We start from the raw sequence: 15340 nt of genomic DNA, 5'->3' as shown, positions 1-15340 counted from the left end.
ACCGGATGACCTAAATACTTTTGAAATTTAATTTACCTAATAAATTGGAAAAAATGATTAGAATTATAGTTACTTTTTTAGCTCTTTGTGTAACACTGTTAACTTTTGGTCAGGCAAAAAATCAAGAAAAATGGGCGAAAGTTATTTCAGAAATGACCAAAGCAAACAAAGGAGACACTATTAGTCTAAGGTCAAAAAACATTTTAGAATGGTCTGATTTTAAAATGTCACCTGAATTAAACAAAGATTTGAATTCTAATATAGAATTGAATTCTAATATAGAATTGACATTTGGCGTTTTTACGAAAAAAGTAAATTTTTGGACAGGAGTCATTACTGTTGAATCATATGGGGGAATTAGAAGGGATTTATCGTGGGTTAATCCACAAAGTAAATCGGAACAACTTTTAGATTATCTTCAATTGAAATATGAGATTGCACATTTTTTTGCAAAACAATCAGAAAATGATATTAATAGCAAAAAAATAAATGCAGGAAATGTAAATAAAATTAACGGAATTATAGAAACATATTTAATTGCGCGAGATAATGCTCTTAATGAATTTGATATGGAAGCTAATTTTGGCAATAATGCAGAAGTTATTGGTAAATGGAAACAAAAACTCCGTAATAACGAAATGTAAAATGTATTGCCTGTAATTGCAGTTGCACAAAATACAAGACTTTAGTGGAAATAACGTTCTGCATCAAGTTTTCGTTTAGCCGAAAATTGAATGGTTACAAACTTCTATACATCGTAAAGAAGCAACATTTCAGCGATCATTATGCAATGAAACCTACAAAACTGAACAAATAAAAGATGATAGAAAATTTACCGACATACATTTCATTGACATTTGGAATGACAACTGTTGCAACTCTTCTACTCTTTATTTGGACAATTAAAAACTCAAAATCTGAAAAGGCAAGAAAAAAAACAGCATATATTTCATTGGGATTAATAGTTTGGTTATTATTCCAAGGTGTTTTGACATTAAATAATATGTACAACACTGATACAAATTCGTTTCCACCAAAAATAGTGTTATTAGGAATATTGCCAATGGTTATGGCAATTATAGTATTATTTACAACCTCAAAAGGAAAACAATTTATTGACAGTTTGCCGCTAGAAAATTTGACTTATGTAAATGTTGTGAGGATACCAGTTGAAATAGTTTTATTTTGGCTTTATGTCAACAAAGCAATTCCAGAACTTATGACATTTGAAGGTCGAAATTTTGATATCCTTGCTGGAATTTCTTCTCCATTTATTGCGTACTTTGGACTAACAAAAGTTAGATTCAATAGAAAAATAATTTTAACATGGAACCTTATTTGTCTTGGACTCTTATTTAACATCGTTTTAAATGCTTTGTTTTCTGCACCTTCGCCAATTCAAAAATTTGCTTTCGAACAACCGAATATTGCGATTTTAAATTTTCCTTTTAGCTGGCTGCCAACATTCATAGTTCCGATTATTTTATTTGGCCATTTAGTATCAATTAGACGACTAATAAGTTTTAAGACAGAACTTAATAAATAGTGCCTGAAATCTATCTGTCAAGATTGCGAATTTTTGCTGAATTCACGTTTACGTTTCGCAAGAAATTATATCCTTTATAAAATGATCATTTATTAATGTACACTTATTGTAAAATGCTAGCAATAGCTATTTTATATGGCAAAGGGAAAAAGTTAGTTTGATTTAATTAAATAATAGTAGTTATGAAGCTGCATTTTGGGTTAAAAAGTATTTTATCATAATTGAAATAGTATGCTCGAAATCATTTAACAATTAATCATAATCTAAAACTTTGCGATTGCCCAATAATCTTATATCCTTTTATAATTTACGGAAATTATTTTTTTAACCAAGGCAATCATTACAAGCACCATTCACAAGACCTATTAATCGACAATCCGACCACCTAAGAATTAGTTCAACAAACATTCTGTACAATTTGCTTATTTACTAGATTTACCGTTTTAATTTGTAATTTCGTTTAGCTGAAAATAATCATTTTCGTAGAACAGTCTCAAACGCGGGAAATGACATTAGCACTAAGCTTAAAATAACGCACAGCATGAAAAACAAATTATCGATCCTTTTTGCAGCAATAACTTTGTTTGCGGTTGTGACTCAATATTATTTAATGATAGAAAGTAGAGTTGCTTCAATACTTGAAACAACAATTCGATTCTTTAGCTTTTTTACCATTTTGACAAATTCGCTAGTAGCGATATATTTCATATTGTCTTTGGTTAAGAAAAAAAACAATTATTTGTCCATCATTTATAAATCTGGAACTCTTACTGCTGTAACCGTTTATATCACTATTGTGGGATTGGTTTATCAAATTCTCTTACGACATATATGGACTCCAGAAGGTATGCAACGGCTCGTTGATGAGTTACTTCATTCAATAATACCGATCCTGGTAATTATTTTCTGGTATTTGTACGAAGAAAAAATATCGATAAAATACAAACAGTTATTGAAATGGCTAATTTACCCGATACTCTATCTTATATTCATCTTAATTCGCGGAGCCTTAGCTGAATTTTATCCTTATCCATTTGTAAATGTGGCTGCTCTTGGTTTAGAACAGGTTCTCATCAACAGCGCCGGACTTTTAGTACTGTTTATTTGCATCTCCGCTGGGTGCATTAAACTTGGAAAAATATTAAAGTGAAGACAATAAATAAGTTTATTTCTGAAAGCTCGATTTTCATTGCCTGCCTCATATGTACGATCGAACTTGTATCTCAAAGAACCGATTTTAATCCCTCAAAAATTTACGCTTACTTTCAAAAAATTGAAAGAATATCAGGAGATAACTGTGTCTTTACTATTAAAATTAATTGACTACTATCCTACTCTTCTAAAGATATTGGTCTTTATTATAAGATTAAGAATTGCAGCAACTTTTGTATTTTGAACTTGATAAAAAAATTATTCAGTGAGAATTATTTAAGGCGATAAAGACATTAGAGACATCTTGCAACCTTTGGAAGTGTGTAAAATCATGAATTTTCTAGTACATTTACATTTGGCTCTATTAGTAAATAATCACTCACTAATTATTCCAATCTCAACTATACATTATTTAATTAAACAAAAAAATGAAAAAAATAATTGCACTAATCATAATTACTGGGCTTTGGAGTTGTAAGTCCGAAAAGGTAAACATTCAAAATGTCGCGACGTTTAAAGGGCAACAAGTAACAGGTGTAACTGTTAGCAATAAAGGCCGCATTTTTGCAAATTTCCCGAGATGGAGAGATGGTGTAGACAATGCTGTTGTTGAAGTTCTCACGAAAGGAAACTCAAACGCATTTCCAAATGAAAATTGGAACAGCTGGAAATTGGGAGCAACACTTTCTGATAGTGTATTTGTAGCTGTACAAGCTGTAGTTGCTTTTGAAAATAAGCTTTATGTTTTAGACACACGAAATCCATCATTTAAAGGTGTCTTAGATAATCCAAGAATTTTTGCTTTCGATCTTACCACCAATCAATTGGTAGAAACCTATTTGTTAGATACCAAAAGTTTTCATCAAGACTCCTACATCAATGATTTACGAGTTGATAAAAAGTTGGGTAAAATTTATATGACAGATTCTGGTCATGCTGGAATAGTAATCTTAGACATTAATTCTGGAGTATCTTTTAGAGTATTAGACAATCATTATGCTACATTGGCAGAGACAGATCATTTAACTTTCAGTAACAGTGTCTGGACAAATACCGTCCATTCTGATGGAATAGCATTAGATACCAAAAACGATCTTTTGTACTTTCATGCGTTAACAGGATATAAATTGTATTCCATTCCAACAAAGATTTTAAATTCGGGTAATCAAAAAGAAATTGAAGATAATGTAAAGTTGGTTGCAACTACATCTGCGCCAGACGGAATGATTTTGAATAATGATGATTTATTTTTTGCTGATTTAGAAAATCATAAAATTATGAAATTGAATATACCAACTGGTAATACATCTGTAATTATTGAAGGAGAAAAAGTAAGATGGGCAGATACATTTAGCATTCATAATAATGAGTTATTCTATACCAATTCCAGAATTAACGAAGTTACAGGTGATATCAAGGATATGGAATTTACTATCAACAAAATAAAGATTAAATAAATTATAGAAATTAAATTGACAAGTTTACATTAAATCGCTATTCTACTTATTATCAACCATTATGAACTGTAAGAATAAAAAGTCTTAATTATACTCATTCAATTTTAATTAAATTTATTGACCTATGTCAAATAATTCGATTTAAGACAACACTAATTTTGCCATAGAAATTATAATTAAAATTTACAATGGTACTTACAGAATTAGATACTTTAAGAATATTTGGCAAAGACAGTAAAGAACGAATCGAAAAAGCAATGAATCACCTTCAAAACGGATTTGGAATTATTTTGATTGATGACAAAGACCGTGAAAATGAAGGAGACTTAATATTCGCGGCAGAAAATATGACTACAAAAGATATGGCGCTCATGATTAGAAAATGCAGCGGTATAGTATGTCTTTGTTTGACAAATGAGAAAGCGGACTTACTCGACTTGCCTTACATGGTGAAAGAAAATACGAGCAGTTATCAAACGCCATTTACAATTTCGATAGAGGCCAAAGAGGGTGTTACTACTGGAGTTTCTGCCAAAGACCGATTGACGACGATTCAAGTTGCATCTGCGGTAGGCGCAAAGAGCACAGATTTAAATAAACCAGGACATATTTTTCCTTTACGAGGAAATAACAATGGTGTTTTAGGACGCGAAGGACATACCGAAGGCAGTATTGATCTTATGAAATTGGCAGACTTAAAGCCTGAAGCAGTACTGTGTGAACTGATGAATGACGACGGAACTATGGCGAAAATTGATACGATTACTGAATTTGCAGAACAACACAATCTCGTTGTACTCTCAATACAGGATATTATTTATTATCGTAAGTTTGTAAGAGATTATAAATAGATGATAAATTATATTGAGCTTACAAATTACATAAGAAAGAATATCAACATTGAGGAAGAAGAATTAAAAATCGTATTGTCTTATTTCAAAGCCATTAAAAAAGGCAAAAATGAAATTTTACTATCAAATGGTAAAAATAGTCAAGTTAGTTATTTCGTAAAGAAAGGGTGCCTAAGATTCTTTTACATTGATGAGGAAGGTAGAGACATTACGCGTTACATAGCATTTGAAAATCAATTTGCTACTGAGTTTGTTAGTTTCATAACCAATGAACCTGCAAAAGAAACCATTCAGGTTATTGAAGACAGCGAACTTTTATACATTACTCACGACAACTTTAGACACCTTATGACAATAATTCCTAATTGGAAGGATTTTTATAACATCTATTTAGAAAAGGCTTATGTCAATAATGCAAAACGATTAATTTCGTTTACCGCTCTCGATGCAACAGAGAGATACAAACAACTTTTTAAAATAAATCCAAATATTGTAAAACGCCTACCAAACAAAATAGTTGCCTCTTACATAAATATATCACAAGAAACATTGAGTAGATTAAAAGCTAAGATTCTATTGTGAAAATCTAATATGTCTTACTATGAACTCTAATTTAATTACATAAAAATCACAGTAAGACATTCTATTTCTATAGAAAATTAGACCTCTTTAAATTTTTATTTTTTTTATAAAAGTTAGGCAGTTAGTATTCGAATGACAGCATATCCTATGGGATTAGATGTATCTAATTTCAATATTATTATATTAAACTGAATGCGATTTTTCAGCTCAGCCAAAAACGCTGACAATTCCCATTTCTTTCCCGTTTGTTGTGTAATTTTGCAAGATGAAGATTTTAATTATCGAAGACGAGCCACAGCTATTAAACAATAGTAAAGAATCACTTGAAAAAGAAAGTTTTCTTATTGAAACAGCTGCTGATTATAACAATGCTATTGACAAAGTATTTATATAAAACTAAGAAAATTAGTGGTTCTGCATAACTTCTTCTCTCAACTACCAAAACAAATACATGGAGTCCATTTACATATCAAGTAACACGATTCACTTTTTATTATTCAAAACGTTTTTGAAACAAAAATCCACCTTTACTATTGGCTGTATGAGCGATATTTTGGCAAATGGAACCAATAAGATAGTCAATTATCTAGCATTTGATATTTTGGTAAAAAATCCGTTCTAGAATTAAAACAGAAACGGCATTATCTGCTATAAAAAAAGGTCAATATTAATAGGTTTGCTATTTACTTTATAGTAATAAATAGTATAAATTAAACTATAATTATAGAGAGCAATTCGATTATAATTGTTAATTTACTTATCAGAATAGTTGGCTAAAAATTATCGAATTGTTTATCCATTAAACATTTTACAGATTATTACCCTGCTCCTGCTGTTTTTATCCTCAAATAGTAAATTTAAATTAGTAAATTACACCCAAATATTTAATAAGAAATTATAAACCTAACTCTATAATTTACAACAATTATGGTACGGAGATTTTATCCTACCGCAGAAGATTGCCGTTCTATGGAACGTTTTAAAATATACCACATATGACAAATAACATTCTAATTGAGAATCAATATAAAAGATCTAGTTTATTCGAAAAAGAGAATGTCAACTATCTAGTTCGCATTTTAAAAAGGTTCAATACTGTTCCCAAAATAAACAATATCAATATTATCACCTCTACTAGTGAGCCAACTATATTTAGAATTGTTCCCAACAAATCCATAATAATAGGATCGTCTTTTTTGGATAAACCTATTTTGGCCCTGGTTTATTTAAGATATGGTATCGAATGGCAGCTTTGGTATAAAGCTGTAAACAATGAAAAAGAAGATGCTACATTATGTGATCTAGCAGCGCTTGAGGTTACACGTATTTTTTATAATTTACTGCCTAAAAATGATAAAGAAAAATTAGAAAATCTAGATGATTTTTTGGTGAATCTCATTAAAAGTGATTCGGATTTAAATACTGATGCAATCCTTAAAAATAAAGAAATTCAGTCTTATCATAAATTAGACACCTCAAATAGTGTTTTTAAGGATTCTTGGAAACCTATTGTCGAAAACTTAGCAAAACCTACAGAATATTTATTAATGTCCGGAGGAGACATGAGGTTGAATATTGACGAAATTCAGTTACTGAATAAGTACGGATGCCGTCCATTTCCAAGACCAGAAGCCTATACTTTTGCCTCGTCAACGGCATCGAGTGTTTCTAATTTTGCTTATGACAAAACTGATAAAGTTAGGAGCATTTTAATTAAGAACAGTCTAAAAAAGGGATTCAAAAAAACCACTATCGAATTTTCTGAATTGTTGAAAAGCAACCTTCGAAAAATATTTAAATTAAGCGAAGAGTCTGAAATAATTTTTTCGCCTTCTGGTACAGATTCTGCGCTTCAAATAGCTGCTATAACTCAGATTATTTCCGACAAAGAAATTACACATATTTTAGTCGCTTCAGATGAAACAGGTAGCGGTGTTGCTTCGGCATTGCAAGGATGTCACTTTGAGACGACAACTGCTTTAAATATACCAATAGTAAAAGGCGAACGAATCAAAGGTTTTAGAGATGTTGATTTGATAAAAATTCCATTTAGAGATGCAAAAGGTGCCTTAAAAACATCGGCCCAAGTGGATGAGGAAGTTTATAATGCAGTAGCCAAAACAAATGCTCAAGGTAGACATGTAGTTTTACACACTATCGATCAATCAAAATTAGGATACCAATCCCCTACTGATGATCTTATAACCAAACTTAATGCAATAGAAGACTTATCGATTCAGATTGTTGTTGATGGGTCGCAATTACGTTTAGATCCCAAAGACATACAAAATTATTTGAACAAAGGCTATATCGTCACTATTACCGGAAGTAAGTTTTTTACAGGACCACCCTATTCTGGTGCGTTATTATTACCAAAAAGCGTTAATAAGGTAGTACAGTCTATTCAAAATAATGTTCCCGAAGGTTTGACTCAATATTACAACCATTCGGACTGGCCGACTTCATGGTTTTGTGCGAATAAATTATCCGAAGGTTTCAATTACGGATCGTACATGCGCTGGAATGCTGCAATTGTCGAAATGACTAGATACCACAAAACACCTATTTTGTATCGAAATATGGGAATTGAGATGTTTTGCAATTTTATAGATGATTCTATAAAAGATGCCATTTTCCTAGAGCCAATATATGGTGATGAAACTAGGGCGAAAAGCTACAATAGTAAGGAGTTTGGAATACGAAATATACGCACTATTTTTCCGTTTTTTATACTGAATAATAAAGGAGCCTTACCAGTAGAAAAAGTTAAAAAATTATATACCCTTTTGAATTCTGATTTATCAAAACAGTTTGAAGATTCTTCAATAGAAATAATTAGACTGGCAGCTCAAAAGTGTCATATTGGGCAGGCTGTAAATGTGATTTATACGAATGATCTAGAAAGTGCTGTTTTAAGAATTAGTTTGGGTGCGAGAGTAATCTCTGAAAGTTGGGTGAATAGAGATATTAGTTTGTTTTTTAGAAATATCGAACTACAAATGACCCAGATTACAACTACAATAAAGAAAATAGAATTAATTCTAAGCAATTCTGAATTGTTAGATTAACTGCTGTATTTTATAGTTATTAAAAAAGAGTTCTATTTGCATTGGTAATAGAACTCTTTTTATATGTCATGATTAGAAGAGACAATTTTGCAAATTTAGCTAATAGTCCACTGAGTCATCAATCCTCAATTATGTTCGACTATAACATAAAACATTGATTGAATAACTTTTAGGCAATTATAAAAAAAATAGGTCAATTCAGATTTCATTTTTTAAGGCAAGCTATTAGGATCTATAGGACTACAACCACTTTTTTTTGCTAATTTTGCAGAATGGTAAAAGTAGTAATAATTGGTTCTGGAAATCTTGCACAACATTTGATTGTGGCGTTTCAAGAGGCTGCAAAGTCAGGCAAATCAGTTCAGTTTCTGCAGGCATATGCACGTAATCCAAATCACCTTTTACATTTATTACCTATTGATGCTGTAACTTCAGATTTCAATAATTTAAAAGAGGCAGACATTTATATCATTGCAGTATCAGATAATGCAATACATACAGTTGCATCACAGCTACCATTCGAAGACAAACTTGTAGTTCATACCTCTGGTGCAATGCCAATGAACACTATACCTTCAAAAAACAGAAAAGGTGTTTTTTATCCTTTGCAAACTTTCACGAAAGGTAAAAAAGTAGATTTTAATGGAATTCCGATCTGCCTGGAAACTGAAAATGAAGCTGATTATAAAATAGTCGAGCTTGTTGCCAAATTTATTTCGAACAAAGCAGCAAATATCAATTCAGAGCAACGAAAATCATTGCATGTAGCGGCTGTATTTGTGAATAATTTTACAAATCACTTGTACCAAATTGGTGAACAAATATGCAACGATCATAATCTACCTTTTGAAATATTGCATCCATTAATTCAGGAAACGGCATCCAAAATCACTACTCTTTCTCCACATCAAGCCCAAACCGGCCCAGCAGTGAGAAATGATTCGGCAACAATTACGGCTCACGAAGCGTTACTTACAGATACAAAGCAAAAACAATTATATAAAATTCTAACACAATCGATTCAAGATAATGGCAAAAAGTTATAAAGAAATAATGAATGATATTACCACATTTGTATTTGATGTGGATGGTGTATTAACAGATGGTTCTGTATTTATTGCCAATGATGGTGAAATGCACAGAACAATGAATATTAAAGATGGTTATGCTATGAAGACTGCCATTGACAAAGGTTATAATGTTTGCATTATATCTGGTGGTAAAAATGAAGGCGTTCGCATTCGATTAAAAAACTTGGGCATTAATGATATCCATTTAGGAGCTCCGAATAAAGTTGAAACTTTTGAGGTATATGCTAAATTATACAATATAAAACATGAACAAGTCGTATACATGGGTGATGATATTCCTGATTTTCATGTAATGAAATTGGTTGGATTAGCTACTTGTCCACAAGATGCTTGTGCCGAAATTAAAAATATTTCAAAATACATTTCGCATAAAAATGGAGGAAAAGGTGCTGTTCGCGATGTAATTGAGCAAGTGCTTAAAGTACAAGGCAAATGGATGGAAAATTTTGAGGGAAATAATAATTAGTATATCTCAAAAAAAGATAATCATCTCGACAACAAACCCTTAATATACTGCAATGAATTTCTTAAAATTAATACGCTATAAAAATCTGATCATGCTTGCATTAATGCAGTTACTTTTCAGATATGGCTTTTTAAATCTTCAAAAAATTTCGTTAGCGTTGCAAGATTGGCAATTCATTTTGTTGGTTCTGAGTACTGTTTTAATTGCTGCCGCCGGATATGTGATTAACAATATAATGGATCAAGAAACAGATAGGATAAACAAACCACAAAATCTAATCGTAGGGAAATCAATTTCAGAACAAACTGCCTATTATATTTATGTTGTATTGAACTGCACTGGAGTAGGAATTGGTTTTTATCTTGCCAATGTTATAGGTAAACCTAATTTTGCTGCTTTGTTTATTCTTATTGCTGCAACTTTATACATGTACGCAACTAGCTTGAAACAAATGGCTGTTATTGGTAATTTTGTAGTCGCTTTATTATTAGCTATAAGTGTAATAGTTGTAGGGATATTTGATCTTTATCCCATAGTTACACAAGAAAATAAATCCGTAATGGGAAGTTTATTTTCTATATTTTTAGATTATGCCTTCTATGCATTCATGATAAATTTTTTAAGAGAAATTGTCAAAGATTTAGAGGATATTGAAGGTGATTATAAACAAGGAATGAAAACATTGCCAATAATTTTTGGTTTAAAAAGAACAAAGAATTTAGTATTGGCCTTGAGTATACTGCCTATTGTGTTTATCATAATTTACATAAAAACATATCTATTTCCATTCCGCTTGTATTTTGCTATTTTTTATAGCATGATTTTCATACTAGCTCCCTTATTTTTATTTGTAGCGAAGTTAGCTACAGCCAAAACTCAAAAAGAATTTCACTATTTGAGTACTTTGTTAAAACAAATTCTATTTTTAGGAATTCTTTCAATAGTAATTCTGAATCTAAACATAAAATACAATGCATAATTCTAATTTAAAAAAATACAAATTAATACTAGCGTCTGGTTCACCGAGACGTCAACAATTTTTTAAAGATTTGGAGTTAGATTTTGAAATCCGCCTGAAAGAAATCGAGGAAATATTTCCTCCAGAATTAAAAGCTGGTGAGATTACCAATTATTTAGCCCAACTCAAAGCATCAGCTTTCGATGGAACACTGAAAGATGATGAAATTTTAGTGACTAGTGACACAATTGTCTGGCATAACAATGTCGCTTTAGGTAAACCAAAAGATAAAGAAGATGCTTTTCGAATATTAAAATCATTGTCAAACGCTACTCATGAAGTTATTACTTCTGTTTGTTTTAAATCCAATCAAAAAACGCATTTGATTTGCGAAAAAACCAAGGTTACATTTAATACTTTGAGTGATGAAGCCATTCTTTATTATATCGAAAAATTCAAACCTTTTGATAAGGCAGGATCTTATGGCATTCAAGAATGGATTGGATTTATAGGAGTTTCTAAAATTGAAGGTTCGTATGCTAATGTAATGGGAATGCCAGTTGATAAAGTATACCAATATTTAAGTACCTTAGAATAAAATCTTAATTACTATGTACAAATTTGATTTCACAACACAAGAAGTTTTATCTACAGGCATTGTTATCGTTTCTGTAATTGTCTCAAGAATCATCGTTTCTTTGGCAGTACGTAAATTTGCAAAAGCAACCCATAGAATAGAACATAGAACTAATTTGGTTATCAAATATTTAGATTTATTAATCAATATAGTAGCTGTTTTGGCTTTGATTTTAATTTGGGGTGTTGAAGCCCGAGATATCATTATTGCAATATCATCTATTACTACTGTTGTTGGAGTTGCAATGGTCGCGCAATGGTCTATCTTGAGTAATATTACTGCTGGAATTATCTTGTTTTTTTCATTTCCTTTTAAGATTGGAGATGTAATAAAAATTCACGATAAAGACTTCCCAATAGTCGCAGAAATTGAAGACATAAAAGCTTTCCACATCGCACTGAAAACAAGAGAAGGTGAAATAATCGTTTACCCTAACAATCTTATTTTTCAAAAAGGGATTTCCATTTTAAAGCATCATTTCGATGATAAAGAATTTGTAGATTAAGTACTATTCTTAAAACTTCTGTTCCTTATATTTCTTTCCATAAAATTTGTACCTTTAAAAAATAGCTAGTACAGTAAAAATCATTACCAGTATGATTTTATTTAGCAATTTTAAATAGAATGCTCCAGAGTCAAAAAACAATTATCCCCATCATCTTTTTATTGCTTTTTTCGTTTTCGAATGCTCAAACTACGAAAACAGAAAAGGACAGTATCGACATGTATACAAAAATTCAATTATATTCTAAAAAGAGAAAATTCACCAAGTTCTTACATAAAATAATATTTGAACCCGTAGAATCTGAACCACAGAAACCAAAAAGTGAAGTGATCAAAAATACGAAAAGGTATAATGGTAAGATCATCAGAAAAATTAATATCACAACCCTTGATCCTTTCGGATATTCAGATAGTGATTCTCTCAAAACACCCAAAAAGTGGGAACAACGCGTAGGTAATAGTTGGCACTTAAAGTCAAAGACATTTGCTATCAAAAATGTACTATTATTTAAAAGAAATACGCCTTACAGTGACATTGCCATCGATGAGTCTGAACGTCTTATACGTGCACAACGTTTTGCAAATCGTGTAACAATAACAGAACAATTAATTGGTAAAGATTCTATAGATGTAAATGTACGTGTTTTAGATTCGTGGACGACGGTACCAGAATTTCAAATGTCTAGCTCCAAAGTAAAAGTTGGTCTTAAAGAACGTAACTTTTTCGGAACGGGACAGCAATTTGATTATCGTTTTACCAATAGATTTTCAGATGGCAAGGATGCACACGATATTAGCTACACGATACCGAATATTAGAAATAGTTTTGTCAACACGGTTTTCAAATACACTACCGATCTGGATGACTATTATAGTAAAGGAATTTCAATCGAACGACCCTTTTATTCCCCCTTGGCCAAATGGGCAGGTGGAATATATGTAGGACAGCTATTTCGAAAAGATTCCTTGCAAAATATAGATTCTCAATATCAAAAGCAAAATTTTAAATATAGTACACATGATTTTTGGGTAGGTAAAGCTTTTCCTGTTTTTGTTAGAGATACAGTAAACAACAAAAGTTCAAACTTAATTATAGCGGCACGATATCTAAATATTAATTATTCCGAAAAGCCAAATGAATCGTTTGACCCAATTGATTTTTATAATGATGAAAAATTAATCTTACTAGGAATTGGAGCCAATACCCGACGATTTATCAAAGACAATTACATTTTTAATTATGGAGTAACCGAAGATGTACCTATCGGTAGAATTTATGGATTAACTGCTGGCTACCAGCATAAAAATGATGTTTGGAGGCCGTACTTAGGTGGCCAATTTGCATTGGGTAAATATTACAAATGGGGCTATTTAAGTACAAATATTGAAATGGGTACCTATTTCAATCATTCTAATACAGAACAAACCGCATTTTCTTTGCAGTTTAATTACTTCACAAATTTACTAGAAATAGGAAAATGGAAAATAAGACAGTTTATAAAACCAGTTATGCTACTTGGTAACAATAGAAAGGATTCTAATGCCGATTACTTGACTATTAATGAAGAAAGTGGTTTAAGAGGTTTTAACAGTCCCATTTATGGATCAGACAAATTTTTATTGACATTTCAAACGCAAACCTATTCGCCAAAAAACATTTGGGGCTTTCGTCTAAATCCTTATTTTAATTACTCTATAGCGATGTTAGGAAGCGTGAAAAATAATATGGCGAGTAAAAAGGTGTATTCAAAAGTGGGTGTGGGAGCCATCATTAGTAATGACTTTCTTGTATTTAGCTCTTTTCAAATTTCTATATCGTATTACCCTACAATACCTTTTGAAGGTGATCATTTGTTTAAAACAAATGCAATAGAAACTACTGATTTTGGCTTTCAAAATTTTGAGTTGGCAAAACCTAAAACAGTTTTATATCAGTAAAAATCTAAAATTTTAATAATTTATTTTAAGTATTTTAAAAAAGCATTCAAACTAATTTAAACTGAAGTAAGCCAAACGGATTGTATTTATCGTTTGGAGCAATTATATTAATTGTCTTATCGATTTTATTATTGAAAAAAAATAAGGGCTATTTCAAGTTAAGAAATAGCCCTTATTTTTTTATGATTGTGTTCATTAAATATTACCAAAGTACATAGCCTTAACGATACCATCAGACAAACCAATCTTTGGAACATATATTTGTCTAGCACCACTCCACTTCATAGCATTCAGATAAATACGAACTGCAGGTATAATTACATCGGCCCTATCGGGATTCAGTCCTAATTCAGAAATACGCTGTTCATAGGTTAAAGAGTTTAAAAATGTGTATTGCGAGTTCATGTACATATATGACAATGGTTTTTCTTGCGTTTTACCAGACATCTTAAATAATTTATTGATGTTTCCTCCTGATCCTATTAATGCAATATCATCAAAATCTGCAGTATTTGTTTTGATCCATTTTTCGATCTCACTCCAAACAACATCACAAACCATATTATTTAAGAGTCTTACAGTACCTGCTTTGAATGATCTTGAATTCATAATCTTCCCGTTCGAAAAAAGTGTAAATTCAGTACTTCCACCACCTACATCTACAAACAAGTAGTTTTGGTCTTTTTCTAATAAATGCATTAGATCAGTAGACGCTATGATTGCAGCTTCTTTCTTACCATCAATAATTTCGATTTTTAAATCTGCCTTTTTCTTTATTAATGCAGCCACTTCTTTACCATTATAAGCTTCTCTCATTGCAGAGGTTGCAAATGCACGATAAGATTCCACCTTATGCACTTTCATTAACAAATAGAAAGCTTTCATGGCATCGCACATTCTTAAAATATTTTCTTCAGAAATCTCCCCTACTGTAAAGGCATCTTGTCCTAAACGAATAGGTACACGAACTAAAGCACTCTTATTAAATTGCGGTTCTTTTCCTTCTTGTTCTACTATATTGACTACTAAAAGACGCATGGCATTAGAACCAATATCAATCGCAGCATATTTTTTTAATGTAATCATCTAT

15 protein-coding genes are annotated in these 15340 nt (G+C 31.2%); 14 read left to right on the top strand and 1 reads right to left on the bottom strand.

What is annotated here, in order from left to right; genetic code table 11:
- Positions 1-53: 53 nt before the first annotated feature.
- From LXH21_RS09295 to LXH21_RS09235, 14 genes are all read left to right on the top strand, one after another.
- The gene (locus LXH21_RS09295; protein WP_239865067.1) at positions 54-644 is read left to right on the top strand and encodes a hypothetical protein; all 591 of its coding nucleotides are present in this window, start codon (positions 54-56) and stop codon (positions 642-644) included.
- A gap of 176 nt (positions 645-820) precedes the next feature.
- Complete coding sequence (locus tag LXH21_RS09290; RefSeq protein ID WP_239865065.1) at positions 821-1546, top strand: hypothetical protein; 726 nt, start codon at positions 821-823, stop codon at positions 1544-1546.
- 541 nt (positions 1547-2087) lie between these two features.
- A complete protein-coding gene (locus LXH21_RS09285) occupies positions 2088-2696 on the top strand; it encodes a Pr6Pr family membrane protein (RefSeq protein ID WP_239865063.1) in 609 nt (202 codons plus the stop codon).
- A 430-nt stretch (positions 2697-3126) separates the two neighbouring features.
- On the top strand, positions 3127-4155 hold the full coding sequence (locus LXH21_RS09280) for a major royal jelly family protein (RefSeq protein ID WP_239865061.1): 1029 nt from the start codon (positions 3127-3129) through the stop codon (positions 4153-4155).
- 188 nt (positions 4156-4343) lie between these two features.
- The gene (ribB, locus tag LXH21_RS09275; protein ID WP_239865059.1) at positions 4344-5006 is read left to right on the top strand and encodes a 3,4-dihydroxy-2-butanone-4-phosphate synthase; all 663 of its coding nucleotides are present in this window, start codon (positions 4344-4346) and stop codon (positions 5004-5006) included.
- On the top strand, positions 5007-5588 hold the full coding sequence (locus LXH21_RS09270) for a Crp/Fnr family transcriptional regulator (RefSeq protein ID WP_239865057.1): 582 nt from the start codon (positions 5007-5009) through the stop codon (positions 5586-5588). It begins immediately after the preceding gene.
- 265 nt (positions 5589-5853) lie between these two features.
- A complete protein-coding gene (locus LXH21_RS17250) occupies positions 5854-5982 on the top strand; it encodes a hypothetical protein (RefSeq protein WP_262916192.1) in 129 nt (42 codons plus the stop codon).
- A gap of 601 nt (positions 5983-6583) precedes the next feature.
- Positions 6584-8656, top strand: coding sequence for a hypothetical protein (locus LXH21_RS09265; RefSeq protein WP_239865055.1), 2073 nt, complete (start codon positions 6584-6586; stop codon positions 8654-8656).
- Positions 8657-8928: 272 nt separating this feature from the next.
- Positions 8929-9702, top strand: a complete 774-nt coding sequence (locus tag LXH21_RS09260) for a Rossmann-like and DUF2520 domain-containing protein (RefSeq protein WP_239865053.1) — start codon at positions 8929-8931, stop codon at positions 9700-9702.
- Positions 9686-10213: a KdsC family phosphatase gene (locus LXH21_RS09255; protein WP_239865051.1), complete on the top strand. Its 528-nt coding sequence runs from the start codon at positions 9686-9688 to the stop codon at positions 10211-10213. The genes LXH21_RS09260 and LXH21_RS09255 overlap by 17 nt, the downstream gene beginning before the upstream one ends.
- A gap of 52 nt (positions 10214-10265) precedes the next feature.
- Positions 10266-11192 (top strand): geranylgeranylglycerol-phosphate geranylgeranyltransferase, encoded by a 927-nt coding sequence (locus tag LXH21_RS09250; protein ID WP_262916191.1) that lies wholly within the window; start codon positions 10266-10268, stop codon positions 11190-11192.
- Complete coding sequence (locus LXH21_RS09245; protein ID WP_239865047.1) at positions 11185-11769, top strand: Maf-like protein; 585 nt, start codon at positions 11185-11187, stop codon at positions 11767-11769. The genes LXH21_RS09250 and LXH21_RS09245 overlap by 8 nt, the downstream gene beginning before the upstream one ends.
- 13 nt (positions 11770-11782) lie before the next feature.
- Positions 11783-12313, top strand: coding sequence for a mechanosensitive ion channel domain-containing protein (locus LXH21_RS09240; protein WP_239865045.1), 531 nt, complete (start codon positions 11783-11785; stop codon positions 12311-12313).
- 119 nt (positions 12314-12432) lie between these two features.
- Positions 12433-14250 (top strand): BamA/TamA family outer membrane protein, encoded by a 1818-nt coding sequence (locus LXH21_RS09235; RefSeq protein ID WP_239865043.1) that lies wholly within the window; start codon positions 12433-12435, stop codon positions 14248-14250.
- A 195-nt stretch (positions 14251-14445) separates the two neighbouring features.
- Here the strand turns inward: LXH21_RS09235 and LXH21_RS09230 are convergent, their stop codons facing one another.
- The gene (locus tag LXH21_RS09230) at positions 14446-15336 is read right to left on the bottom strand and encodes a Ppx/GppA phosphatase family protein (RefSeq protein WP_239865041.1); all 891 of its coding nucleotides are present in this window, start codon (positions 15334-15336) and stop codon (positions 14446-14448) included.
- Between the last annotated feature and the right edge of the window lie 4 nt (positions 15337-15340).

It is taken from the genome of Flavobacterium algicola (genome assembly GCF_022399565.1).
GTDB classification, from domain to species: Bacteria; Bacteroidota; Bacteroidia; order Flavobacteriales; family Flavobacteriaceae; genus Flavobacterium; species Flavobacterium algicola.
Note: the sequence above shows the minus strand (reverse complement) of the source record. Positions and strands in the feature narration are given on the sequence as shown.

Excerpts from the sequence above, each read along its gene's own strand:
- LXH21_RS17250 (WP_262916192.1), top strand. The coding sequence starts at position 5,854 with ATGAAGATTTTAATTATCGAAGACGAGCCACAGCTATTAAACAATAGT.
- LXH21_RS09260 (WP_239865053.1), top strand. The coding sequence starts at position 8,929 with ATGGTAAAAGTAGTAATAATTGGTTCTGGAAATCTTGCACAACATTTG.
- LXH21_RS09250 (WP_262916191.1), top strand. The coding sequence starts at position 10,266 with ATGAATTTCTTAAAATTAATACGCTATAAAAATCTGATCATGCTTGCA.
- LXH21_RS09255 (WP_239865051.1), top strand. The coding sequence starts at position 9,686 with ATGGCAAAAAGTTATAAAGAAATAATGAATGATATTACCACATTTGTA.
- LXH21_RS09270 (WP_239865057.1), top strand. The coding sequence starts at position 5,007 with ATGATAAATTATATTGAGCTTACAAATTACATAAGAAAGAATATCAAC.
- LXH21_RS09285 (WP_239865063.1), top strand. The coding sequence starts at position 2,088 with ATGAAAAACAAATTATCGATCCTTTTTGCAGCAATAACTTTGTTTGCG.
- LXH21_RS09230 (WP_239865041.1), bottom strand. The coding sequence starts at position 15,336 with ATGATTACATTAAAAAAATATGCTGCGATTGATATTGGTTCTAATGCC.
- LXH21_RS09245 (WP_239865047.1), top strand. The coding sequence starts at position 11,185 with ATGCATAATTCTAATTTAAAAAAATACAAATTAATACTAGCGTCTGGT.
- LXH21_RS09240 (WP_239865045.1), top strand. The coding sequence starts at position 11,783 with ATGTACAAATTTGATTTCACAACACAAGAAGTTTTATCTACAGGCATT.
- LXH21_RS09295 (WP_239865067.1), top strand. The coding sequence starts at position 54 with ATGATTAGAATTATAGTTACTTTTTTAGCTCTTTGTGTAACACTGTTA.
- LXH21_RS09235 (WP_239865043.1), top strand. The coding sequence starts at position 12,433 with ATGCTCCAGAGTCAAAAAACAATTATCCCCATCATCTTTTTATTGCTT.
- ribB (WP_239865059.1), top strand. The coding sequence starts at position 4,344 with ATGGTACTTACAGAATTAGATACTTTAAGAATATTTGGCAAAGACAGT.
- LXH21_RS09265 (WP_239865055.1), top strand. The coding sequence starts at position 6,584 with ATGACAAATAACATTCTAATTGAGAATCAATATAAAAGATCTAGTTTA.
- LXH21_RS09290 (WP_239865065.1), top strand. The coding sequence starts at position 821 with ATGATAGAAAATTTACCGACATACATTTCATTGACATTTGGAATGACA.
- LXH21_RS09280 (WP_239865061.1), top strand. The coding sequence starts at position 3,127 with ATGAAAAAAATAATTGCACTAATCATAATTACTGGGCTTTGGAGTTGT.